This is a genomic window from Paracoccus sp. DMF-8, from assembly GCF_029309835.1.
Lineage (GTDB): Bacteria > Pseudomonadota > Alphaproteobacteria > Rhodobacterales > Rhodobacteraceae > Paracoccus.
The window spans coordinates 13,672-35,217 of the sequence record NZ_JARJHL010000005.1 but is presented as its reverse complement, the minus strand read 5'-3'; the positions used below and the strand labels follow the sequence as shown (position 1 = coordinate 35,217).

23 protein-coding genes, 1 tRNA gene and 1 pseudogene are annotated in these 21,546 nt (G+C 64.0%); 13 read left to right on the top strand and 12 right to left on the bottom strand.

The genetic code is table 11. The annotated features are described in order from the left end of the window. From PE067_RS03535 to PE067_RS03525, 3 genes are all read left to right on the top strand, one after another. Nucleotides 1–471: a hypothetical protein gene (locus PE067_RS03535; RefSeq protein ID WP_276187868.1), complete on the top strand. Its 471-nt coding sequence runs from the start codon at nucleotides 1–3 to the stop codon at nucleotides 469–471. 70 nt (nucleotides 472–541) lie between these two features. Then, the gene (locus PE067_RS03530) at nucleotides 542–1,045 is read left to right on the top strand and encodes a hypothetical protein (protein WP_276187867.1); all 504 of its coding nucleotides are present in this window, start codon (nucleotides 542–544) and stop codon (nucleotides 1,043–1,045) included. Between the two features lie 16 nt (nucleotides 1,046–1,061). After that, a complete protein-coding gene (locus tag PE067_RS03525) occupies nucleotides 1,062–1,577 on the top strand; it encodes a hypothetical protein (RefSeq protein WP_276187866.1) in 516 nt (171 codons plus the stop codon). 113 nt (nucleotides 1,578–1,690) lie between these two features. Here the strand turns inward: PE067_RS03525 and PE067_RS03520 are convergent, their stop codons facing one another. The 4 genes from PE067_RS03520 to PE067_RS03505 form a co-directional block, all read right to left on the bottom strand. Continuing rightward, nucleotides 1,691–1,906, bottom strand: a complete 216-nt coding sequence (locus PE067_RS03520) for a hypothetical protein (RefSeq protein WP_276187865.1) — start codon at nucleotides 1,904–1,906, stop codon at nucleotides 1,691–1,693. A 97-nt stretch (nucleotides 1,907–2,003) separates the two neighbouring features. Beyond that, on the bottom strand, nucleotides 2,004–2,423 hold the full coding sequence (locus PE067_RS03515; RefSeq protein ID WP_276187864.1) for an acyl-CoA transferase: 420 nt from the start codon (nucleotides 2,421–2,423) through the stop codon (nucleotides 2,004–2,006). Nucleotides 2,424–2,555: 132 nt separating this feature from the next. Further along, on the bottom strand, nucleotides 2,556–3,452 hold the full coding sequence (locus tag PE067_RS03510) for a dihydrodipicolinate synthase family protein (protein ID WP_276187863.1): 897 nt from the start codon (nucleotides 3,450–3,452) through the stop codon (nucleotides 2,556–2,558). Between the two features lie 142 nt (nucleotides 3,453–3,594). Next, complete coding sequence (locus tag PE067_RS03505) at nucleotides 3,595–4,206, bottom strand: LysE/ArgO family amino acid transporter (protein WP_276187862.1); 612 nt, start codon at nucleotides 4,204–4,206, stop codon at nucleotides 3,595–3,597. A gap of 98 nt (nucleotides 4,207–4,304) precedes the next feature. On the opposite strand from PE067_RS03505, the pseudogene PE067_RS03500 reads away from it, so the two are divergent. The 3 genes and pseudogenes from PE067_RS03500 to PE067_RS03490 form a co-directional block, all read left to right on the top strand. After that, nucleotides 4,305–4,439 (top strand): annotated as a pseudogene (locus tag PE067_RS03500) (LysR family transcriptional regulator); the annotation flags it as partial. 52 nt (nucleotides 4,440–4,491) lie between these two features. Beyond that, nucleotides 4,492–4,761, top strand: a complete 270-nt coding sequence (locus tag PE067_RS03495; protein WP_276188315.1) for a hypothetical protein — start codon at nucleotides 4,492–4,494, stop codon at nucleotides 4,759–4,761. Continuing rightward, the gene (locus PE067_RS03490; RefSeq protein WP_276187861.1) at nucleotides 4,758–5,474 is read left to right on the top strand and encodes a SprT family zinc-dependent metalloprotease; all 717 of its coding nucleotides are present in this window, start codon (nucleotides 4,758–4,760) and stop codon (nucleotides 5,472–5,474) included. The genes PE067_RS03495 and PE067_RS03490 overlap by 4 nt, the downstream gene beginning before the upstream one ends. A gap of 266 nt (nucleotides 5,475–5,740) precedes the next feature. On the opposite strand, the gene PE067_RS03485 is transcribed toward PE067_RS03490, so the two are convergent. Continuing rightward, nucleotides 5,741–5,830: transfer RNA gene (locus PE067_RS03485), tRNA-Ser, on the bottom strand. A gap of 102 nt (nucleotides 5,831–5,932) precedes the next feature. Between PE067_RS03485 and PE067_RS03480 the strand changes: the two genes are divergently transcribed. The 4 genes from PE067_RS03480 (at nucleotide 5,933) to PE067_RS03465 (ending at nucleotide 11,590) form a co-directional block, all read left to right on the top strand. Then, on the top strand, nucleotides 5,933–6,793 hold the full coding sequence (locus PE067_RS03480) for a DUF2059 domain-containing protein (protein ID WP_276187860.1): 861 nt from the start codon (nucleotides 5,933–5,935) through the stop codon (nucleotides 6,791–6,793). A gap of 2 nt (nucleotides 6,794–6,795) precedes the next feature. Then, entirely contained in the window at nucleotides 6,796–7,953 is a 1,158-nt protein-coding gene (locus tag PE067_RS03475; protein ID WP_276188288.1) for an NUDIX domain-containing protein, read from the top strand. 71 nt (nucleotides 7,954–8,024) lie between these two features. After that, nucleotides 8,025–9,056: a cysteine synthase A gene (locus PE067_RS03470; protein ID WP_276187859.1), complete on the top strand. Its 1,032-nt coding sequence runs from the start codon at nucleotides 8,025–8,027 to the stop codon at nucleotides 9,054–9,056. 8 nt (nucleotides 9,057–9,064) lie between these two features. After that, nucleotides 9,065–11,590: a DUF3772 domain-containing protein gene (locus tag PE067_RS03465; RefSeq protein WP_276187858.1), complete on the top strand. Its 2,526-nt coding sequence runs from the start codon at nucleotides 9,065–9,067 to the stop codon at nucleotides 11,588–11,590. Nucleotides 11,591–11,660: 70 nt separating this feature from the next. Here the strand turns inward: PE067_RS03465 and PE067_RS03460 are convergent, their stop codons facing one another. From PE067_RS03460 to PE067_RS03445, 4 genes are all read right to left on the bottom strand, one after another. Continuing rightward, a complete protein-coding gene (locus tag PE067_RS03460; protein WP_276187857.1) occupies nucleotides 11,661–12,815 on the bottom strand; it encodes an AI-2E family transporter in 1,155 nt (384 codons plus the stop codon). A 59-nt stretch (nucleotides 12,816–12,874) separates the two neighbouring features. After that, nucleotides 12,875–15,565, bottom strand: a complete 2,691-nt coding sequence (gene gyrA, locus PE067_RS03455) for a DNA gyrase subunit A (protein WP_276188287.1) — start codon at nucleotides 15,563–15,565, stop codon at nucleotides 12,875–12,877. 205 nt (nucleotides 15,566–15,770) lie between these two features. Further along, on the bottom strand, nucleotides 15,771–16,253 hold the full coding sequence (locus tag PE067_RS03450; protein ID WP_276187856.1) for a disulfide bond formation protein B: 483 nt from the start codon (nucleotides 16,251–16,253) through the stop codon (nucleotides 15,771–15,773). A gap of 54 nt (nucleotides 16,254–16,307) precedes the next feature. Continuing rightward, complete coding sequence (locus tag PE067_RS03445) at nucleotides 16,308–16,904, bottom strand: DedA family protein (RefSeq protein WP_276187855.1); 597 nt, start codon at nucleotides 16,902–16,904, stop codon at nucleotides 16,308–16,310. A 165-nt stretch (nucleotides 16,905–17,069) separates the two neighbouring features. Here PE067_RS03445 and PE067_RS03440 point away from each other — a divergent pair, with 165 nt between their 5' ends. From PE067_RS03440 to PE067_RS03430, 3 genes are all read left to right on the top strand, one after another. After that, the gene (locus tag PE067_RS03440) at nucleotides 17,070–17,918 is read left to right on the top strand and encodes a zinc metallopeptidase (RefSeq protein WP_276187854.1); all 849 of its coding nucleotides are present in this window, start codon (nucleotides 17,070–17,072) and stop codon (nucleotides 17,916–17,918) included. 414 nt (nucleotides 17,919–18,332) lie between these two features. Further along, nucleotides 18,333–19,043 carry a hypothetical protein gene (locus PE067_RS03435; RefSeq protein WP_276187853.1) on the top strand — a complete coding sequence of 237 codons (711 nt, stop codon included), beginning with the start codon at nucleotides 18,333–18,335 and terminating at the stop codon, nucleotides 19,041–19,043. Nucleotides 19,044–19,142: 99 nt separating this feature from the next. Further along, entirely contained in the window at nucleotides 19,143–20,228 is a 1,086-nt protein-coding gene (locus PE067_RS03430; RefSeq protein ID WP_276187852.1) for an integrase core domain-containing protein, read from the top strand. A 227-nt stretch (nucleotides 20,229–20,455) separates the two neighbouring features. On the opposite strand, the gene PE067_RS03425 is transcribed toward PE067_RS03430, so the two are convergent. The 3 genes from PE067_RS03425 to PE067_RS03415 all read right to left on the bottom strand — a co-directional run bounded on the left by PE067_RS03425 (nucleotide 20,456) and on the right by PE067_RS03415 (nucleotide 21,486). Beyond that, nucleotides 20,456–20,764, bottom strand: coding sequence for a type II toxin-antitoxin system RelE/ParE family toxin (locus PE067_RS03425; RefSeq protein ID WP_276187851.1), 309 nt, complete (start codon nucleotides 20,762–20,764; stop codon nucleotides 20,456–20,458). Nucleotides 20,765–20,768: 4 nt separating this feature from the next. Beyond that, nucleotides 20,769–21,023, bottom strand: a complete 255-nt coding sequence (locus PE067_RS03420) for an addiction module antitoxin (protein ID WP_276187850.1) — start codon at nucleotides 21,021–21,023, stop codon at nucleotides 20,769–20,771. 94 nt (nucleotides 21,024–21,117) lie between these two features. Beyond that, nucleotides 21,118–21,486: a hypothetical protein gene (locus PE067_RS03415; RefSeq protein WP_276187849.1), complete on the bottom strand. Its 369-nt coding sequence runs from the start codon at nucleotides 21,484–21,486 to the stop codon at nucleotides 21,118–21,120. Nucleotides 21,487–21,546: the final 60 nt, after the last annotated feature.

Genomic DNA, 21,546 nt, shown 5'->3' with positions numbered 1-21,546 from the left:
TTGAGACGGCTTTTTCTTGGATTTTGCGTCGCCGCCACGCCGGCGCTCGCATTCGACTCGGTCGGCACCGTGACGGCCTATCTGGATGGCGCCGACCTGATGTGGGAGGTGCTGCGGATGGAAGACGGTTCCACCATGGCACAGGTCAACGATATCGGTCCGCTGACCCTGATCGACATCAACGCCATGGGGGACGGGGATTTTCACATCAATCTGATTTTCGAAGGGAAGCCTTCGGCAGACTCGGCCCCTGCGGGCATTACCATCGACATCCGTCCCGACGGCGCGACCGGCCCTGCACGGCAAAGCGATGGGGCGCCGTACCCGCCCAAGCTTATGCTCGAACGGCTCGACCTCGATGGCGCAGGCCGGATGGAGGCCAGGTTCGTCGCCTCCCTCTGCCGCAGCGATGCGCCGACAACATGCAAACTCGTCGAGGGCCGGATCGACACCGGTCTGGGGATGCCGTGACCCTGCCGGATCTGCTCGCGATGGATGCTTCATTTTCTTCTTGGCTGTCGAAAACGGGGGAGCCTCGGCCATGATGGCGCGGCTGAACACCCCCAAGCGGTTCGAGATCGAACTAGCCATACCCCGTTTCATTCTGTGGTTCGTGATGCTGCCGGTGGTTCCGGTCACAGTTTTCGGGCTGGCACATCTTCTGGGCGGCGAGGTGATGACCGGGCTGATCCTGCTGGTGGGCCTCAACGGCGCATTTTACCTTGGCCACGCCTCCCTGTCCCAACGTACGATCCTGACGCTCGACAAGGCGTCAAGGCTGGTGACTGTCAGCCGAGACTCGCGGTTCCGCCCGCGATCGGACACCTATCCTCTCGACGCGCTGGACAGTGCCGAACTCGAGCGCACTCATACCTCCGCCGAGGAGCGGGCGACCTCGAAGGTGATGCTCGTATTCCGCAACACCCGGCCCGCGACCAGGATTCCGCTGTCGGGCTGGGGCGTGTCAGGGGACGGCCCCGGCAGGATCGCCGACGAGATCAACGACTGGCTGCGGCGACACGTGTTTTCCCAAGACGACCAATGATCGGCAACGGAGCCACATGATGCACATCAGACCCCTTTTCATCGGCACAGCCCTCGCGGCCGGCCTTTTCGCCACCTTCGGTCAGGCCCAAAGTTCGGGCGAGATAACCGTGATGATCGCGGGCGCGGAACGGACCATCCCCGTCTGGGCCGAACAGAGCGACTGGAGCGGCAGCGAGGACTGGCCTTCGATCAACATCCATGTGCGCGATTTCACCGATAACGGGGAAGAGCCAATCGTTGTATCCTTGGGCTTCGAGGCGTCCCGCTGGGAACCGAGCGCGCCAGAGTTGGATATGAGTCTGTACGAGATCAAGGAGCGCGTCGCCGTGCTTTATGGCCGCGAAGAGCAGGAGCGTGGCGGGCTGAGCGTCACCCTCGACGATCACTCGATCGACGGCACGCAACTGAGTATCAGCGGCAGCTTCGAGGGCATGCTGGGACCTTCGGACAACTTTGGCAACGACATCGACCTGTCGCAGGGCGTTCCCGTCACCGGGACCTTTTCCGTCACCCTGGAGCAGTTGGAATGAGTGTTCGTGATTGGTCGATTCTTCGGACGGCAGCAGCCTATCTTTAGCTAGCCTGCGCCTGAGATCCCCGGCTGTATTCGACCACGGGCGGGCAAGTTGCGAGCCTGCCATGCTCAGAACGAACCGTCCCGCATCCGCTCAGCAAGCTCGTGGTGATCGCGAGGACGGCGAGCCGCCGCTTCCAGCATCCGACGTTGGACGTCATTGGCCTTCTCCGTGGTTTCAAGGCGCTCGGCGAGGCGTCCCGCTCGCTCGCCGGAGCGCCGAAGCGAAAGCAGGAACAAGAGCACGGCGAACGCGATGGCGCCGTAGCGCAGAGCTACCCGCATGCACGGGCGGGCGGCGAGGCCTAGCAGCGTGAGGTTCTGCAGCGCCGCAGGCGTCGTGCCGATCCAGCCCGCGCCATCGAAGACGACCAGCAGGCCCTCAGCCGAGCGGATCGGCCGTGGAATAGTGCAGCACCACCGGGATCACGGCCGCCTTCAGGCTGGCCGCGCCCTCGACCGGCAGATCGACCGGACGCGGCGCTTCCGCCTCGACCCAGTCGCAGAGGCCGCCCAGCGTGCGGTCGGCGGTGAGCGCCGCGCCGATGCTTGCGACGAGCGTGTCGAAGGCGGCGTCACGGTCGGGGCCCTGCACGACAGCCTCGATCTCGGCGCGGTGCTGGTAGTGGTAGGCCAGCGGCGACAGCGTCACCTCCGGCTCCCCCGGCTCGCCGTCACGCAGGATCAGCAACCCCTCGGCCGGCACGCGCTCGGGCATCACCTCGCCCCGCAGAGTGGTCGCGGGCAGCGCCGAGAGCCGCGCATGAAGCGCGGCGAGGATGGTTTCGCGGGGGGTGGGCATGATTTCCTGTCAGGCCGCGAGTGCAGAGACGGTTACTTCGACCAGTTCCGGCTTGCGGCATCACCAAATGGATCCTGTCCGAAACGGTGGCGACCGGTCAGGCGACCGCCTGAACAATTGGTCCCTCAGGCCTCAGACGGCATCGAGAAGCGAACGCAAGGTCAACTCGACCCTTTGCCGGTTTGCCTCCTCCAGCGGAAGGACCGGACGCGGCGGAGTGAGACGACCATAGCCGAGAACTTCAGCGATGGTGAACATCACCCGGAAGCTCCCGAACTCACGGAAGAGCGCCCAAAGGGGGCCAAAGGCGCGGTCGATGTGCTCGGCCTCGGCCGCATCTCCGGACTGCGCAGCGCGCGTGAGCGCCACGGCGGGTTCCGGTAGGAGACCGGCCACGACGCTGTACCAGCAGGCGCCGCCGGCGAGCAGCGCGTCCTTTGCGCCCCAGTCGCCGCTGTAGCCGATGGAAAAGCCCTGCGGAGTCATCTCCTGCAAGCGACGCAGCTCGGTGACGTAGTCTCCGTCCGCCGGTAACGGCATCTTCACGGCGGCCACGTTCGGGATCCTGGCGACGCGCGCGATGAGGTCCGGACTGAAAGTGAACTTCGTGGTGCCCGGGTTGTTGTAGATGCACAGCGGCAGCTCCCCGGCTGCGGCGACGGTCTCGAAATGCTGGAAGACCTCTTCTTCGGTCAGCGGCTGATAGGACATGGGCGCGAGAAGCAGGCCATCCGCCCCGGCCTTCCGGGCGTCTCGCGCGAGCTCCTCGGCAACATGGGTCGTAAGGGCGCCGACACCGATGATGAGCGGCGTTCGGCCCGCCACGCACTCCACGGCGGCCCGCAGCGTGCGCTTGCGTGCCTCCGGCGTCAGGTACGCATATCCGCCGGTGCTGCCGAGGAGCCCGATGGAATCCGCACCAGCTGCCACGATCCGCTCGAGGAAGCGTTGCAGAAGCTGGGGCTCCAGCTGCCCTTCTTCGTCGGTGGGCGTGAGGGGAAAGGCTGAGAGGCCGGTAAACAAGGTCATGCGAGCAACTCCCTCAAACGCGTGACAAGAGCAGGCGCAGGCCGGCAAACCCGAAGAAGACGGCCAGGACGCCTTCGATCCCGCGCCGGGCGCGGCGGTAGAGGCTGATCATCGGCGCCGTCGAGAACACGAGCGCGTACTCTCAGGTTCCGGCCAGCAACTTGAAGGCGATAAGCCACATCACCATTGCGATGAGCGTTTCGAGAATGCGCCAGGCCGCCGGTCGCTCGAACACCGGGCGCAGTTTGATGGCACCGTAGCCGAGGGCGAAGAAGAAGACGAACGATCCGAGAATCGCACCGATCGCGAAGGACCCCTGGCTGTCCGTGAACTGGGTGGAGATGGTGCCCAGCAGGACGACCGTGTCGAGATACACATGCGGGTTCAGCCAGGTGATGGCGAGGCAGGCAACCAGCGTGCGGAAAAGATCGGTCGTCGCCAGCGAGACATCGGCCGCCAGCGCCTCGTTCGAACGCAGCGCCGAGCGAAGGCTCTTCAGGCCATACCAGATCAGGAAGGCGGCGCCGCCGTAGCGCATCACAGGCTCGAGCCAGGGCAACCATTCCGAGACGGTACGGAAGCTGGTCACCCCCACTGTGATGAGGATCGCGTCCGAGATCGCGCAGGCCAGACAGACGGGGAGGACATGTTCGCCGCGCAAACCTTGCCGCAGCACGAAAGCGTTCTGCGCTCCGATGGCCACGATGAGGCTGAGGCTCATCATCATTCCGGTGAAGAAAACGGCCAGGTCCATTGGCGGGCGTCCCATTCCAAGCGTTTCGACTTGAGCTAAGACCTAACGACGGATTAGACAAATTAAGGATGCTGACCCTGATTAAGGAAAACTGAACCGTGATCGACTACGCCGCCCTCCGCGCCGTTGCCGCAGTCGTTCGGACCGGAAGTTTCGAGCGTGCCGCGGCGTCACTCCATGTGACACCGTCTGCCATCTCCCAGCGCGTCAAGCATCTCGAGGAGCGCCTCGGCGCGGTCCATCGAAGGCGACTCGAAGAGCTACTCGTTCCGCTACATCGATTGGGTGCGGCCGGAGAACAATGTCTTCCACGTCACTGCCGAGTTCTCGGTCGAAGCAGCATCCATCGCCCTGGAGATCATCGACATCATCAAGTCCCACCTGATCGTCGACATCTGGTCGAACGAAGTGGCCCAGAACAAACTGCACAATGCCATTGATGACTACTTCTTCGACGTTCTGCGTGACGAGAGGGGCGTCGACCTGCCCGTGGAGGTGCTCGACGATCTCGAACTCAAGATCATGGATCTTGCTCGGGCCCGGTTCGCGGCATGACGCGGGAAATGCACTGCTTGCAGTACGGCGAGCAGGAGATCCGGTACGAGATCGTCCGCCGTCCGAGGAAGACGCTAGAGATCGCTGTCGAGCCGGATGCTTCGGTGGTGATCGCGGCCCCGGAGGACGCGACGCTCGACGCAATAGAAGCCAAGCTGCGGAAGCGCGCGGCATGGGTGACGCGGCAGCAGCGGTACTTCGCCCAGTTCCTTCCAAGAACACCGGAGCGCAGTTTTGTCGCCGGTGAGACCCATCTCTACCTCGGGCGCCAGTATCGGCTGAAGGTCGTCCCGCATGTCCAGGAAAGCGTGAAGCTGATCCGCGGCTTCATCGTTGTGCAGACACACCGGCCGACCAGGCCGGAGGTGACGCGCGAACTGGTCGAGGCATGGTACCGGGACCGGGCACACATCAAGTTCCCGGAGCGGATCGAGCTCTGTCTCGGCCACTTCCCGGATCCGGAGGCATTCAGGCCGAAAGGTCTCATCGTACGCCAGACCCGGCAGCGATGGGGGTCCATGTCGCCGGCCGGACGCCTGCTGCTGAACCGCCGCCTCGTGCAGGCGCCGGTCGACGCCATCGACTACGTGATCACCCACGAGCTCTGCCATGTGGCGGAGCCTCATCACGGTGCTGCCTTCTTCGAGCTACTCTACAAGGTGATGCCCGATTGGAAGCGTCGGAAGCAGAGGTTGGAAAGGGCCATGGCCTGAGAACTTCCGAACCCGGTCGCGGCAGACGCAAACGCGACTCCAATCCAAGCAATTTCTGACGCTGGATTTTCTTGATATCTCACAAGGGCTTATAAGAAATTCATCAAACGGGCGCAGTCATCAGGTTCGGAGAATATCGCCCTGGAGAGACCGCTTCCAGGCCTCCTGGCGCCGATGCCAGTGCTCAGCCCCACCCGCATAACCCTCGAAAACAACGGAAAAATCCGGCCGCAGCCGGATCGGGAGAACGCTTTCGCAGGGGCAAGTGGCGGAGAGGGTGGGATTCGAACCCACGGAACCCGTGAAGGCTCAACGGTTTTCGAGACCGCCCCGTTCGACCACTCCGGCACCTCTCCGCGCTTCTTGGGTGGTGAGGCAGGCATTTAGACCGGCATGGGTTGAAGCGCAAGAGGGTTCGCGCGAAAAACTTCGACAGTCGCGTAACAAGGAGGTTCTGGTTGCTGATAGCCATCGTGATGGCCGCCATTTTCTGTTTTCTGGGCGTGGGGCCTGCGCCCGCAAGGGCGGAAAGCACTGGTGCCAGCACCACGCGGCTGTCCATCATTCAACATGATATCAATGACCTGATCCATCTGGATCGGCTTCTGGACATGATGGCCCATGAGGCGGTTTCTGAACTGCTGCTGTCTCTGGGCGAGGGGATGGGGCCCGACGATTCGGCGGTCCTGCGGATCAACCTGCAACGCATCTATGCGCCCGAACGGCTGTCCCGGCTGATGTCGGCGGCGCTTTCGGCTGAACTGGCCGCGCAGGATCCGCAGGTCATCGACATGGCGTTGCGTTTTTATGACAGTCCGCCCGGCCGGCGGCTGGTCGGGCTGGAACTGTCGGCGCGGCGGGTTTTGCTGGACCCCGACCAGATGCAGGTCGCCGATGAGATGCTGTCGCAGGCGCAGGAACGTGGCGATCCGCGCCTTGACCAGATCGAAAGGCTGATCGCCGCGACCGATGTGGTGGAAACCGGCGTGGTTTCCGGGCTGAACGGCAGCATCCAGAGCACGCGCGGATTCTATGCCGCGATCGGGGAAAGGCCGGATCCGCAAGAGCTTACCGTCGATGCGACCCTGATCGAGGATCGGCTGCGGCCCGAAATCAGCCAATGGGTGCGGCGCATGTTGCTGCTGGCCTATCAGCCGCTGGATGACGCGGAAATCGAGGCGCTGATCGTTTTCGTGGCCACCCCCGAGGCCCGCATCCTGTCCGCTTGCCTCAACCGCGCCTTTGATGCAGTTTTCATGCGCCTGTCGTTCGAGGTGGGCATCATCAGCGGCGCGGCCCTGAGCGGAGAGGGAATTTGATCGTGATTGCCGGGCCTCTGGCCCATCCAGAGATGATGGCCGCGCTGAATCTGCGGGGTGAGCCTTGTCGCCTGTCCGGGCGGCTGATCGGCGGCGCGCGGGCGGGGATTGCGCTGAACGGCTGGCCGCGGCGGCTGCCGGGTGCCGAAGACATTCCCGCCCTGCGCGTCGAATGGACGGCGGAACTGTGCCGCTATGCCGAGATCTTTGACCTGACCGCGCAGGACGGCGTGCTGGGGCTTGGCGCTGGTCCCGCGGCTGGCGACGAGGATACCGGGCAGGAGCGTGACTGGAACCCGCAGCTTGCGGCGGCGATGGCGGCCTGGCTGGTCGGGCTGGATATCGGCATGGCGGCGGAACGGATCCGGGCGCGGCTGCCCTCGGTCGCGGGCTGGGTCGCGTCCCGGCTGCGCGGCGAATCCGAACCCCAGACCCCGCTTGGACCGACTACGCTTGGACCGGGGGGCGGCGCGTGGGAACTGCTGTCGCGCAGCGAACCCTATGCCCATTTCTTTTCCGTCGAAAGCCTGCGCCTGCGGCATTCGCTGAATTCGGGCGGCTGGTCCGACCCGCTGGAGCGGGCGGTTTTCGTTTCGGGCGACGCGACGGTTCTTTTACCCTGGGACCCGGTCCGGGATCGGGTTTTGCTGATCGACCAGTTCCGCGCCGGACCTGCGGCGCGCGGCGACCGTGAACCCTGGCTGTATGAAGCCATCGCGGGCCGCGTCGATGCCGGTGAAGCGCCCGAAGCCGCCGCGCGCCGCGAGGCGGTGGAGGAGGCGGGCATCGCGATAGGTCAGGTCTTTTCGGCCCCGGCGCATTATCCCAGCCCCGGCGCGGTCGCCGAATTTCTTTATCTTTACATCGGGATCGCCGATCTTCCTGATGGCGCGGCCGGTATCGCCGGGCTGGCATCCGAAGACGAGGATATCCGGTCGCATCTGGTCAGCCGCAGCGCACTGATGGATATGGTCGACAGCGGCCGGATCCGCAACGGCCCGCTTCTGGTGCTGGCGCTGTGGCTGGATCGCCATGCCGACCGCCTCCGCGCCGAACTGGAAACGGGCGCGAACGGAGCCGGACCCGTCGCGGGGCAGGGCGCGGGGCAGCTTGCGGGGCAGGGCGCGGGGCAGCTTGCGGGGCAGGGCGCGGCGATTTGACCCGCTCGCCCTTGCCGCGACAAACAGCAGACGTATAACTGTGCGTAACCGTTTCTGTGAAAGGCCGCGATATGCGCATCTGCCCTGATCTTGCCTCTGCCATCGGTCATACGCCGCTGATCAAGCTTCGCCGGGCGTCCGAGGCGACGGGTTGCACCATCCTTGGCAAGGCCGAATTCATGAACCCCGGCCAGTCGGTCAAGGATCGCGCCGCGCTGTATATCATCAAGGATGCGGTCGAACGCGGCGTTCTGAAACCGGGCGGCACGATCGTCGAAGGCACCGCCGGCAACACCGGCATCGGTCTGGCGCTGGTCGGCGCCTCGATGGGGTTTCGTTCGGTGATCGTCATCCCCGAAACCCAAAGCCGAGAAAAGAAGGACATGCTGCGGCTGGCCGGTGCCGAACTGGTCGAGGTTCCCGCCGCGCCCTACAAGAACCCCAACAACTATGTGCGCTATTCGGGCCGTCTGGCCGAGGCGCTGGCCCGCACCGAACCCAATGGCGCGATATGGGCCAATCAGTTCGACAATACCGCGAACCGCCGCGCGCATCTGGAAACCACCGGCCCCGAGATCTGGGAACAGACCGGCGGCAATGTCGATGGCTTCATCTGCGCGGTCGGTTCGGGCGGGACGCTGGCCGGGGTCGCGATGGCCCTGCAGCCCAAGGGCGTCAAGATCGGTCTGGCCGATCCCGAAGGCGCGGCACTGTATAGTTTCTATACCACGGGCGAATTCGACAGCCCCGGCACCTCGATCACCGAAGGCATCGGGCAGGGGCGCATCACCGCGAACCTCGAAGGCTTTACCCCCGATTTCAATTACCGCATCCCGGATTCCGAGGCGCTGCCGGTCGTCTTCGACCTGCTGGAATACGAAGGGCTGTGCCTTGGCGGATCGTCGGGCATCAATATCGCGGGCGCGATCCGGATGGCGCGGGACATGGGGCCGGGCAAGACCATCGTGACGGTCCTGTGCGACAGCGGCACGCGCTATCAAAGCAAGCTGTTCAACCCCGATTTCCTGCGCGCCCGCAACCTGCCCGTGCCGGGCTGGATGGACCGCAAGCCCGCCGATATCCCCGCCGTCTTCGAGGACTGATCCTGACCATGCGCGCGCTTCTGGCAGCCTTCGTCGGCCTGTGGGTCATCTTTGCCGCGGCTGTGCATGCACAGGAAACGCCTCAGCCCGATTACACGGCCTGGGAAAAGCTGGCCGGGCAGGCCGAACAGATCCTGCAATCGGGCAGCGCCAATGACGCGCGGCTGGAAGCGATCCGGGCCGAGGTCGTCAAATGGCGCGAGTCCTTTCGTGACGCGCAGGGCACCAATGCGACCCGCATCAGCACGCTCAAGGACCAGATCGCCGCGCTTGGTCCGGTTCCCGCCGAAGGCCAAAGCAGATCCGACGATATCGCCGCGCGGCGCAAGGCGCTGAACGATCAGCTGGCCGAATTGCAGGCCCCGGGGCTGAACGCGGTCGAGGCCCATGGCCGCGCCGATGGCATCATCCAGGAAATCGACCGGGCGCAGCGCGAACAGCAGGCGACCGAACTGCTGCGTTCGGCCCCGGTGCCGCTGAATCCGGCGAACTGGAAACTGGCGATGCAGGACGGCGTGACGCTGGCCGCAGGCGTCGCGGACGAGGTTCGCAGCCGGTTTCAGGCGCAAGGCGGTTGGGCGGGCGCGAAAAGCTGGGGCCTGATCGTTCTGATCTGCATGGTTCTGGCCGTGCTTTTGCTGACGCGTGGCCGCGACTGGATCAACGAGGCACCTTCGCGCCTGTCGGCCCGCGCCAGCGAGCGCACGCGGACGGTGGTCGAATTCGGGGTCTCGCTCGGTCAGATCATCGTGCCGGTGCTGGGCGTCGTGCTGGTGGTCGTCGCGCTGTTTTCGACCAATCTGTTCGCGGATTGGGGGCGGCCCCTGCTGGTCCTGCTGCCTCCGGCGGCGATGACGGTGTTTGTGGGCCTGTGGATCCTGCGCGGCATGTTTCCGGCATCGGGCGTGGCCACGGCGGTTCAGGACGGCTCGCTGCCCGCGACCGAACGCCAGCGCAATCAGGCGCGGTTCAATGGCGCGATTCTGGCCGTCGTGCTGGCGCTGCATCAATATCTGACCCTTGCCGCGCTGCCCCTGGGCGGGTTTGCGGGGGCGAGCGATGACAAGCTGCGCGTCCCGATGGAGTTTTCCGACGGCTCGGCCGTGGTCTGGCATTACCCGCTGCTGGTGTTGGGCGGGTATTTCCTGTTCCGGCTTGGCAATATCCTGCGCAACATCGGCAAGACCACAGCGGCGGACAGCGACAGTTACCGCCGCCGCTTCGCCGCGATTCTGGGCAATCTGGCGCGTCTGGTGGCGGTCGTGGCGGCGGTGCTGCCGCTGGTCGGCTTTACCACGCTGGCCAATGCGATGCTGTGGCCCACCGTGATGACGCTGGCGCTGGTCGGCCTGCTGATCCTGTTGCAGGATTTCGCGACCGAGCTTTACGCCATGGCCAAGGGCGGCGGGCAGGCGGCGCGCGATGCGCTGATGCCTTTGGTGATCGGCTTTGTGCTGGCGCTGTTCTTCGTGCCGCTTTTCGCGCTGGTCTGGGGCGTGCGCGCCACCGAGCTTGGCGAATACTGGACAAGGCTGCGCGAAGGCATTTCGTTCGGCGGCATCACCATTTCGCCCACTGGCATTCTGGCGATGATGGTGATCTTTGCGGTGGGCTATTCGATCACGCGCTTTGTGCAGGGTGCGATGCGCAGCACGGTCCTGCCCAAGACGAAAATCGACGCGGGCGGGCAGAATGCCATCGTCGCGGGTATCGGTTATATCGGGATCATTCTGGCCTTGATGCTGGCGATCACGGCGGCGGGGATCAACCTTGCCTCGCTGGCCTTTGTCGCGGGTGCCCTGTCGCTTGGTATCGGTTTCGGACTGCAGAATATCGTGTCGAACTTCGTCTCCGGCATCATCCTGCTGATCGAGCGTCCTGTCACCGTCGGCGACTGGATCGCGGTCGGGCAAAATCAGGGCGTCGTCAAGCGCATCTCGGTCCGGTCCACGCATATCCAGACCTTTGACCGGACGGAAATTGTCATTCCGAATTCGGATCTGGTGACCCAATCGGTGACGAACTGGACGCGCAACAACCTGTCGGGCCGGATCATCGTGCGCATCGGCGTGGCCTATGGCACCGACACGCGGCTGGTCGAAAAGATCCTGCTGGAGATTGCCGAGGATCAGCCGACCGTGCTGATCAACCCGGCTCCGGTGGTGATGTTTACCGCCTTCGGCGCGGATTCGATGGATTTCGAACTGCGCGCCGTGGTCGCCGATATCAACGGCGGCGTTGGCGTCGTCTCGAACATCAACCACGCCATCGCCAAGCGCTTCGCCGAGGAAAACATCGAAATTCCCTTTGCCCAACGCGACCTGTGGCTGCGCAACGCGGGCGATCTGCTGAAGCCGGGGGCAAAGGCACCCGACAGCAGCCCCGCCGCGCCTGCGGAACAGGCGGACAAGGCGTCCGACGACGCGACGCCGAACAGGACGCCCGCCCCTCCGCAAGAGGCCGAAAGCGCGGATATCGCCGACGACGATCCGGTGCAGGTGACGGGCTACGGCCAGGAACGCGAACGCGACTAGCGGCGCGACAGGCGCGGCGCGGGCAAGGCCTGCTGCTTGCTGGCGCCCCGCGTTGGGTCCGGTCGCGGGATCAGACCGCTTCGCGGTCCTGTCCTCCAACGGTAGTAGTGGTGTTCAGATCAGGGACGTCCATGACCGCCGGCGACGCCGGGCGGGCGTCGTTTTCGAACAGGTTTTCATCGGCCAGACCTTCCCGAGACAGGATGATGGCCAGCGGGCGCAGCCAGGGAATATGGGCGCAGATGATCATCACGGCGGCCATGATCGGCACCGACAGGAACATGCCCGGCAGCCCCCAGACCGCGCCCCAGACCGCCAGCGACAGGACGATGCCAAAGGTCGACATGCGCAGCGTCTGACCCAGCAACATCGGGTCGATGACATTGCCGATCAGGAACTGGATGGCGGTGCAGATCGCGCCGATGGCCACGGTTTCGCCCACTGATCCGGTCTGCGCCAGCGCCAGCAGGATCGCGATGATCGTCGCCACGATCGAGCCGATCGTCGGGATGAAATTCAGGATAAAGGTGATGACGGCGATCGGGCCGGCCAGTTCCAGCCCCGCCAGCCGAAAGGTCAGCCAGACCAGCGCGGCCGTGACCACGCTGACCAGGGTTTTCACCACCAGATAGCGGTTCACGCGCCGCATGATCGACGAAATGATGCGCTGGACCTTGTCCGCCTGAACCGGATCGCTGGTCAGTCGCTCGATCTTGATCGGAAACCAGATCCTTTCGCTGAACATGAAGCCCACGAACACCAGCACCATGACCACGCCCGACACCAGGTTGGACGCCTGCGCCGCCAGCGACCGGATCCAGCCGGTCAGGTCCAGGCTGCGGATGAAACTGTCGATGGCGACCGTCGCATTCGGCCCCGCCCATTCCGTCAGTTGCGGCAGCAGTTTCTGGGCGCGTTCGGCATAGCTGATCGCGGTCGAGACGATTTCGTTGACCTGCGCCACCAGCGCGGTCACGACCCACAGCAGGCCGATGGTGATGACGGCCAGCGCCAGCGTCGTCGCGAACCAGGTCGGCACCCTCAGCCGCGCAAAGGCGGATATCGCATCCGAAGTCAGCGAAAAGATGATGATCGCGATGCTCAGCGTGATCAGCAGGAATTTCGCCTGAACCAGCAGGAACAGGATGACGGCGAAGGCGATGACCCCGAGAAACCCGGTCTGAAGCTTCTGCCTCAGCGCGTTGTCGCCGTCATCCACCGTCACCCCCAACGCGCCTCTTGGCCCTTACCGCTACCACTGCCGCCCCGGTGCGGGGGCGGGTATTATTCCTGCGACTGTTCTTCGCCCTCATCTTCACCACTTTCGGCGATGCGGGCAACCGAAACGACCTCTTCCCCGGCGGCGGTATTGAACACGCGCACGCCACCGGCGGAACGCGACCGGAAACTGATCCCGTCCACCGGCACGCGGATCGACTGGCCGGTCGAGGTGGCCAGCATGATCTGGTCGTCGCGTTCGACCGGGAAGCTGGCGACCAGCGGGCCGCCGCGCATCGCCTTGTCCATGGCGGTGACGCCCTGACCGCCGCGACCGCGCAGCGGATAGTCGAAGCTGGACGAAATCTTGCCCGCCCCCTTGGCGGTGATGGTCAGGATCAGGTCCTCGGCCGCCGACATTTCGGCATAGCGTTCCTGGGTGATGCTGCCTTCCTCGACGGTTTCGTCCTCATCGGGTTCGGCGCCGTCATCCAGCGCGCCCTCGACGGCGCGGCGCATCTTCAGATAGGCGGCGCGTTCGGCGGGATCGGCCTCGAAATGGCGGATCACCGACATCGACACCACGCTGTCGCCGTCATTGACCAGACGGATGCCGCGCACCCCGGTCGAATCGCGGCCCTTGAAGACGCGGACATCGGTGGTCTGGAAGCGGATCGCCCGGCCCGAGGCCGTGACCAGCATGACATCGTCGTTTTCGGTCGCCATGCGCACGCCGACCAGTTCAACGCCCTCGGGCAGCTTCATCGCGATCTTGCCGTTGCGTTTGACATTGGCGAAATCCGACAGCGCATTGCGGCGCACGTCGCCCTGAGAGGTCGCGAAGATCACCTGATAGTCGTCCCATTCCGCCTCGGGCGCATCGACCGGCATCAGCGCGGCAATGGACACACCGGGCTGGATCGGCAGGATATTGACGATGGCCTTGCCCTTGGCGGTGCGGCCACCAAGCGGCAGGCGCCATGTCTTCAGCCGGTAGACCATGCCGTCGGTGGTGAAAAACAGCAGTTCCGTATGGGTATTGGCAACGAACAGCGTGGTGACGACATCGTCTTCCTTGGTCGCCATGCCCGACAGCCCTTTGCCGCCGCGCCGCTGGCTGCGGAATTCGGCCAGCGCCGTGCGCTTGATATAGCCGCCCGAGGTGATGGTGACGACCATATCCTCGCGTTCGATCAGGTCCTCGTCGTCCATATCGCCGGACCAGTCGGAAATCTCGGTGCGGCGGGGGACGGCGAACAGCTCGCGCACTTCGCGCAGCTCGTCCGAGATGATGCCCATGATCCGCTCGCGAGAGGCAAGGATCGCCAGATATTCGCGGATCGCATCGGCCAGTTCGGCCAGTTCGTCCGTGACTTCCTTGACGCCCAGTTGCGTCAGGCGCTGCAGGCGCAGTTCCAGAATGGCGCGGGCCTGGGCTTCGGACAGGTTATAGGTGCCGTCCTCGTTGACCGGATGTTTCGGGTCGTCGATCAGGCGCAGATATTCCAGAATCTCATGCGCGGGCCAGCGCCGGGTCATCAGCTTTTCGCGGGCCTCGGCCGCGTCGGCGGATGCGCGGATCGTGGCCACGACCTCATCGACATTGCTGACGGCCACGGCCAGACCGCACAGGATATGGCTGCGTTCGCGGGCCTTGCGCAGCTCATAGGCCGTGCGGCGTGCGACAACTTCCTCGCGGAAGGTGATGAAATTGGCCAGAAAGTCGCGCAGGGTCAGCTGTTCGGGGCGCCCGCCGTTCAGGGCCAGCATATTGGCGCCGAAACTGGTCTGCATGGGGGTAAAGCGGAACAACTGGTTCAGCACGACATCGGGGGTCGCGTCGCGTTTCAGGTCGATGACGACGCGCACACCGATGCGGTCGGATCTGTCCTGAACATGGGCGATGCCCTCGATCCGTTTTTCCTTGGCCAGTTCGGCGATCTTTTCGATCATCGTGGCCTTGTTCACCTGATAGGGGATTTCCTCGATGATGATCGAGGACTTGCCGCCCCGGCCTTCCTCGATCCGGGTCTTGGCCCGCAGGATGATGGATCCGCGACCCTCCAGATAGGCCTTGCGCGCGCCAGAACGGCCCAGGATGATGCCGCCGGTCGGGAAGTCGGGACCGGGGACGATTTCCATCAGCCGTTCGCTTGGCAGGTCGGGATTGTCGATCAGGGCCAGCGTGGCGTCGATCACCTCGCCCAGGTTATGGGGCGGGATATTGGTGGCCATGCCGACGGCGATACCGCCCGCGCCATTGACCAGCATGTTCGGGAAACGGGCGGGCAGGACGGTCGGCTCGCGGTCCTTGCCGTCGTAGTTGTCCTGAAAATCGACCGTATCCTTTTCGATATCGGCCATCAGGAAGGCGGCGGCCTTTTGCATCCGCACCTCGGTATAGCGCATGGCGGCGGCGCTGTCGCCGTCCATCGAGCCGAAGTTGCCCTGACCGTCCAGCAGCATCAGCGACATCGAAAACGGCTGCGCCATCCGCACCAGCGCGTCATAGATCGAGGCATCGCCATGGGGGTGGTATTTACCCATGGTGTCGCCGACCGGACGGGCCGATTTGCGATAGGGCTTGTCATGGGTGTTGCCGGTTTCGTGCATGGCGAACAGCACGCGGCGGTGCACCGGCTTCAGCCCGTCGCGCAGATCGGGGATCGCGCGGCTGACGATGACCGACATGGCATAGTCCAGATAGGCGGTCCGCATCTCTTGCGAGATGTCGATGACCGGCCCGTCATGCACCATCACCGCGCGTTCGGCCTCTGTCGCTGCCTCGTCCTGCGCGATGTTGTCTTCGTTCTCGTTTTCCGGTGTATCAACCACGGCCAAGCCTCAAGATATTGTTGGACGTGGTATATCCCCCCCATGGCCCTTGTGCAATCATGGCGGTGCGGGGTGCGCGGGTTTCCTGTGGAAAATGCGGGATTTCTGCCGGTTTTTGCGCCGGATTTCAGCGCGGGTCGCGCCCAAGCGCCGAGAACGTCCAGATCACCGTCAGCCCGGCCGAGATCAGGGCGTTCCAGCCCGCCATCGACAGGCCCAGCAGGCTCCACGACACCTCGTCGCAACGCACGACCGGGGCCGATTGCAGCTGTGCCATCAGGTCCTGCGTGGACATCTGGGTCATGCCGCTGATGCCGCCCGAACAATGCTGCGGCCCGGCCCAGAGCTTCAGTTCGACCCCGCTGTGATAGATGGCCAGCCCGGTCGCGGTGGCGGCGGCCAGCACGCCCAACAGGACCAGCCAGCGCCGCCAGCCCAGAAACCAGACCGCAGCCGCGATCACGGCGGCGGCCAGATGCGGCCAGCGTTGCAGGATGCACAATTCGCAAGGCGCATAGCCCATCGACTGAAAACCAAGCGCCGCGATCAGCAGCAGCGCCGATCCGGCCCCGGCGGCACCCGCCAACTGTCTGTCATTCAATCCGAACATGGCCCTGACCTAGAATTCTGCCCCGGTGCTGGCAAATGCCTTTTGCGTGAACGATCAATGCGGCTTCCAGGTGATGACGCGATACAGATAGACCGCGATCACCGTCACCACGACCAGCTTGGAAAACGGGTCGATGTAATCGGCGATCAGCGCGTAATTGCTGTGCAGAACCAGCCCCGCGACGGTCAGGAAGGCGGTCCAGACCAGCGTGCCGATGGTCGTGAACAGCAGGAATTTCCACATCGGCATCTTCGCCAGCCCCGCAGGCACCGAAATCAGCGTGCGCACGGTCGGGATCAGGCGCCCGATCAGCACCGCATAGCCGCCATAGCGGTCGAACCAGACATGGGCCGCGTCGATATCGGACGGCGACAGGGTCAGCAGGCGGCCATGTTTCGCGGCAAAGCGCTTCAACCGTTCCTCGCCGATGGCCATGCCGATGTAATACCACATCATCGTGCCCAGAACCGCGCCGATCGTGCCCGCGATGATGGTCAGGGCAAGGTTCAGCTTGCCGCTTCCGGCCAGAAAGCCCGCCAGCGGCATGATGATTTCGGACGGGATGGGAGGAAAGACGTTTTCGGCCAGCATCAGGAAAAAGACGCCGGGATAGCCCCAGCCGTCGATTGTCGAGACAACCCATTCAAACATCTGCCCGCCTTCCGTTGATCGCGCCTGTTGGTCGTCGGTGGGAACGCGTCTGTCAACCCGAAACCGGGCCGGGACCCGGGTTGCCTGCGGCTTCGTGATCGCCCTTGCACAACGCCGGTTTTTGCGCAGAACTGAACGAAACATCGACTTTCAGGGAGTCGGCCTATGGAATGGCGGGGGCGGCGTGGCAGCCGCAATGTGGATGACCGGCGCGGCATCAGCGCCTCGGGGGCCGGAGGGGTCGGCGTCGTCGGCATGCTGGCGATTCTGGCGGTCGGCTATTTCTTCGGGATAGATATCTCGCCGCTTGTGCAGGGCATGGATCAGGGCGCGCAGACCGGCGAGCCGCGCGAACTGACCCAGCAGGAACGCGAGATTGGCCAGTTCGTTTCCGTCGTTCTGGCCGATACCGAAGATGTCTGGAACCGCGTCCTGCCCGAACAGGCGGGCGTCCCCTATCGCGAACCGACTCTGGTGCTGTTTTCCGGCGTCGTGCAATCGGCCTGCGGCGGGGCATCCTCGGCCATCGGGCCGTTCTATTGCCCCGGCGACCAGCGCCTGTATCTGGATACCGATTTCTTCAACGTGATGAGCCAGAAGATGGGGGCGGGCGGCGATTTCGCCTATGCCTATGTCATCGCGCATGAGGTCGGCCACCATGTCCAGAACCTGATCGGCGTGCTGCCAGAGGTCAACCGCGCCCGTGCCCGCGCCAGCCAGTCGGATTCCAACCAACTGTCGGTGCTGACCGAACTGCAGGCCGATTGCTTCGCCGGCATCTGGGCCCGGCAGGCCAGCGACCAGTTCGGCACGATCGACCAAAGCGACATCCGCGAAGCGATCACCGCAGCGGGCGCGGTCGGCGACGATGTGCTGCAAAGCCAGGCGGGCAGGGTGCCCATGCCCGACAGCTTCACCCACGGCTCTGCCGCGGACCGGCAATCCTGGTTCACCAAGGGATTCAACAGCGGCAATCTGAACGATTGCAACACCTTCCGCGAGGCGGGGCTGTAACCGCCGGGCAGACCCGCGCCATTCGCCCACGGCGCTGCCGATGTCGCCATGGGTTGTGCCCCGAATCAGTCGATCTGCGCGTCTGCGCCGATCGTCTCGGTGACGGCATTGAAGGTCGGTCCGATGCTGCCGAGGAAATCGGCCGGAGGGAGCCAACCTGATACCGAACTCTCTCCGTGTGAAGCAGCGTAGTGGCAGGCGCTCAAGCGAACTGCCGCGCGATCATTTTTCGAAGGCTTTCGCGCATCGTCAGCTCTGGAAGGGTATCGCTGCGCCGCCATCGCGCGCCTCGGCGGGGTCTTGGGGGCACCTCGGACTCTCGGTCTGGGGTGCCTGACGTCCTTCTCCCGTCACGCGCGCTTTTGGTCTTCCTGAGAGGGGTGCCAAAATGTAGGCACGTCTCATCGCATTGACATGACGGCAATTTTTTTAAGGGCCGTGGTGGAGCCCGGCAAGATGAATTCGACGTTCTCCCTCCTTCTGGTCTTCCTAGCCCGGCTCTTCATGCCGCGGCACAACGCGCAGATGAGGTTGCTCAAGGCCCAGATCCATATTCTGCGGGCCCGCATCCCGGCGCAAAGGATAATCTTGTCGCCCGCCGAGAAAGCCGAGCTTCTGCGCATCGGGGAGGAGTGTGGGCACGATATCGACGGGATCATGGAGGTGGCTAGGCCCGCGACCTACAAGCGCTGGCTTGCCCAGATGCGCAACGGGCGCCCCTTCAAACCCGTGGGCAGGCCGCGCCTGACGCAGGAGCTGCGCGATGTCGTCATCCGCATCGGGTCGGAAAACCTCCTCTGGGGTTACAAGCGGATCGCCGGGGAGCTGAAAAAACTCGGGCTCTATGCCGGCGCCAATTCGGTCAAGCGCATTCTTGATGAGGCGGGCATCCACCCCAGCCCCGAGAAGCGGCGAAAGAAGCCGGCCCTGCCATGGACCACCTTCATCAGGGCGCATATAGAAAGCATGGTCCGGAGGGAGCCAACCCGGCACCCAACTCTCTCCCGTCCTGTATCGCGCTGCACGGGGGCGTCGCGAACTCCTGCGCATCATTGTCGGACAGCAAAATTCCGGGGAAAGCCCGCGTTTGACCGCTTCATCGAAGCCCCGGTCTGGGATGCCTGATGGCCATCTTCCGCCCCGCGCGCTTTTGGTCTTCCTGAGCGGGGTGCCAAAATGTAGGCACGCCTCATCGCATTGACATGACGGCAATTTTTAAGGGCCGTGCTGGGGCCCGGCAAGATGAATTCGTCGTTCTCCCTCCTTATGGTCTTCCTAGCCCGGTTCTTCATGCCGCGGCACAACGCGCAGATGCGGCTGCTCAAGGCCCAGATCCATATTCTGCGGGCCCGCATCCCGGCGCAAAGGATAATCTTGTCGCCCGCCGAGAAAGCCGAGCTTCTGCGCATCGGGGAGGAGTGTGGGCACGATATCGACGGGATCATGGAGGTGGCTAGGCCCGCGACCTACAAGCGCTGGCTTGCCCAGATGCGCAACGGGCGCCCCTTCAAACCCGTGGGCAGGCCGCGCCTGACGCAGGAGCTGCGCGATGTCGTCATCCGCATCGGGTCGGAAAACCTCCTCTGGGGTTACAAGCGGATCGCCGGGGAGCTGAAAAAACTCGGGCTCTATGCCGGCGCCAATTCGGTCAAGCGCATTCTTGATGAGGCGGGCATCCACCCCAGCCCCGAGAAGCGGCGAAAGAAGCCGGCCCTGCCATGGACCACCTTCATCAGGGCGCATATAGAAAGCATGGTCGCCTGCAATTTCTTCACCAAGACCGTGCTGACCGCCCGTGGGCCGCTGACGGCCTATGTGCTGATCTTCATCCATCTCGGCAGCCGCCGCGTGTTCTGCAGCGCCCCGACCTATGCCCCGGGCGCGGCATGGGTGACGCAGCAGGCCCGCAATACGCTGATGTGGTGCGCGGAACAAGGGATCACGCCGCGCTTCCTGATCCGCGACGCCGACACCAAGTTCAGCGCCAGCTTCGATGCCGTCTGGGCGTCGGAAGCTGCCCGGGTCATCCAGATCCCGCACCGGGCGCCGAACGCCAATGCCTTCGCGGAATCCTTCATCGGCACCATCAAGCGCGAATGCCTGGATTTCTTCGTCTGCTTCAGCCGGTCGCAGCTCGATTACATCCTGCGCACATGGGTGCGCCATTACAATGTCGAGCGTCCGCATCGAGGCCGGGACATCGGGAACAATGTGCTTCAGGTCGACTTTCGTCCTGCCCGTGACGGCCCAATCCGCTGCCGACGTCAGCTTGGCGGCATCATCACCTCCTACACCCGCGATACGGCGTGATTGGCGGCTGTCCACGCACTGATGGATGCCGCACCATCGGCCACGGCGCGCTGAGCCGGTCCGCCGCCAGGTCGTTGAAGATGGTCGCCGCCGCAGCAGCGCCGAACTTACGACAATCCTTGGAATAATTACCGGAGGGGATGGGTCTGACGTCGAACCTTCTCCACCCCGGCCACCTCATCGCGAGATGCCATGAGGATAATCGTTATCAAAATACAATCAACGCATTACGAGAAGTCATCCTTGAATCGATCCATCTGATGCATTCGCTCGTGCAGGATGGTGACGATCCCGATGTCGTCGTTCAAAAGCCGTCTCCAATAAACGAAATGACGCTCGTAGCGAAAGAAATACCCTTCCACCCTGAACTCGGCTGGCACGGGCCTCGACATCACAGCATGCGTTTCGATCTGCTCGAACGCGGCGAAGAGGCCGGTGACATAGGTGTCGGCCTGCGCTTCGCCCCACCGGTCACGCGTGTACCGGTAGATTTCGTCGAGACGGACCGATGCCGCCTCCTGGATGCGGATCGCCATCGGCTCAGGTCCGGTTCCGGGCGATCACCTCGGCAGCGGTCAGCGGCTTGTAGCTGTCCTCGGGCGCGGCGAAGGCACGGTTCAGCTCGGCCTTCAGGCGGTCGAAAGTCTCGGCTTCCGCCCGCTCCTTGTCGCGCCGGATCAGATCGCGGATGTACTCGCTGACGTTCTCATAGGAACCATCCTCACCGACATTGGCGGCCACGAAATCGCTCAGCGCGCCGCCGACACGGACGGTCATGGTCGTAGTTCGGGACATGGGCTAGCCTCCGATTGCTGCTCGCGCATTCAATATAACCAATAACGAACACCAGACAAGGCCGAACGGCACCCGTCGCGCAGCGCCGCCCCCGTCAGTCGCGCTGATCGTCGCCCAACCGCCGTACGGCATCCAGCAACTCGGCGATCGCCCGCTCGGCCGCCGCGAGCTTTGTGGCTGCCATCAGTTCCTCCCGCCCCGCCATTGCGAGGAACATTCCCAGCACCTCGTCGGAATGTCGCGCCAGGGCAACCAGATGCTCTCCGCTCGGACCGTATCTGCCGGCGAGCCAGTTTTTCACCGTCTTCTCGTTGGCATCGGTCCAGGAGGCGACGATCTTCGCCCCCGCCCTGCTGTCTCCGAGAGATCGCCTCAGGGCTGACGCGATTTCAGCGGCGAACCAGTTGTCCGCAGCATATCCGCTTTCTTTCGGAAAGAACTTGCCCTTTTTCGGAAACGACATTCCGGCCTCCCTCGCTTTACATGGACGAGGGGGATTCAGCCGCAGCTTCGCGCGGATTGG

What these genes read in the sequence shown, in the direction of transcription:
- PE067_RS03435 (WP_276187853.1), top strand. Translation starts at nt 18,333, where the DNA reads ATGACGGCAATTTTTTTAAGGGCCGTGGTGGAGCCCGGCAAGATGAAT.
- PE067_RS03415 (WP_276187849.1), bottom strand. Translation starts at nt 21,486, where the DNA reads ATGTCGTTTCCGAAAAAGGGCAAGTTCTTTCCGAAAGAAAGCGGATAT.
- PE067_RS03450 (WP_276187856.1), bottom strand. Translation starts at nt 16,253, where the DNA reads ATGTTCGGATTGAATGACAGACAGTTGGCGGGTGCCGCCGGGGCCGGA.
- PE067_RS03425 (WP_276187851.1), bottom strand. Translation starts at nt 20,764, where the DNA reads ATGGCGATCCGCATCCAGGAGGCGGCATCGGTCCGTCTCGACGAAATC.
- PE067_RS03525 (WP_276187866.1), top strand. Translation starts at nt 1,062, where the DNA reads ATGATGCACATCAGACCCCTTTTCATCGGCACAGCCCTCGCGGCCGGC.
- PE067_RS03420 (WP_276187850.1), bottom strand. Translation starts at nt 21,023, where the DNA reads ATGTCCCGAACTACGACCATGACCGTCCGTGTCGGCGGCGCGCTGAGC.
- PE067_RS03530 (WP_276187867.1), top strand. Translation starts at nt 542, where the DNA reads ATGATGGCGCGGCTGAACACCCCCAAGCGGTTCGAGATCGAACTAGCC.
- PE067_RS03520 (WP_276187865.1), bottom strand. Translation starts at nt 1,906, where the DNA reads ATGCGGGTAGCTCTGCGCTACGGCGCCATCGCGTTCGCCGTGCTCTTG.
- PE067_RS03440 (WP_276187854.1), top strand. Translation starts at nt 17,070, where the DNA reads ATGGAATGGCGGGGGCGGCGTGGCAGCCGCAATGTGGATGACCGGCGC.
- PE067_RS03510 (WP_276187863.1), bottom strand. Translation starts at nt 3,452, where the DNA reads ATGACCTTGTTTACCGGCCTCTCAGCCTTTCCCCTCACGCCCACCGAC.
- PE067_RS03490 (WP_276187861.1), top strand. Translation starts at nt 4,758, where the DNA reads ATGACGCGGGAAATGCACTGCTTGCAGTACGGCGAGCAGGAGATCCGG.
- gyrA (WP_276188287.1), bottom strand. Translation starts at nt 15,565, where the DNA reads ATGGTGCATGACGGGCCGGTCATCGACATCTCGCAAGAGATGCGGACC.
- PE067_RS03505 (WP_276187862.1), bottom strand. Translation starts at nt 4,206, where the DNA reads ATGGACCTGGCCGTTTTCTTCACCGGAATGATGATGAGCCTCAGCCTC.
- PE067_RS03445 (WP_276187855.1), bottom strand. Translation starts at nt 16,904, where the DNA reads ATGTTTGAATGGGTTGTCTCGACAATCGACGGCTGGGGCTATCCCGGC.
- PE067_RS03470 (WP_276187859.1), top strand. Translation starts at nt 8,025, where the DNA reads ATGCGCATCTGCCCTGATCTTGCCTCTGCCATCGGTCATACGCCGCTG.
- PE067_RS03515 (WP_276187864.1), bottom strand. Translation starts at nt 2,423, where the DNA reads ATGCCCACCCCCCGCGAAACCATCCTCGCCGCGCTTCATGCGCGGCTC.
- PE067_RS03465 (WP_276187858.1), top strand. Translation starts at nt 9,065, where the DNA reads ATGCGCGCGCTTCTGGCAGCCTTCGTCGGCCTGTGGGTCATCTTTGCC.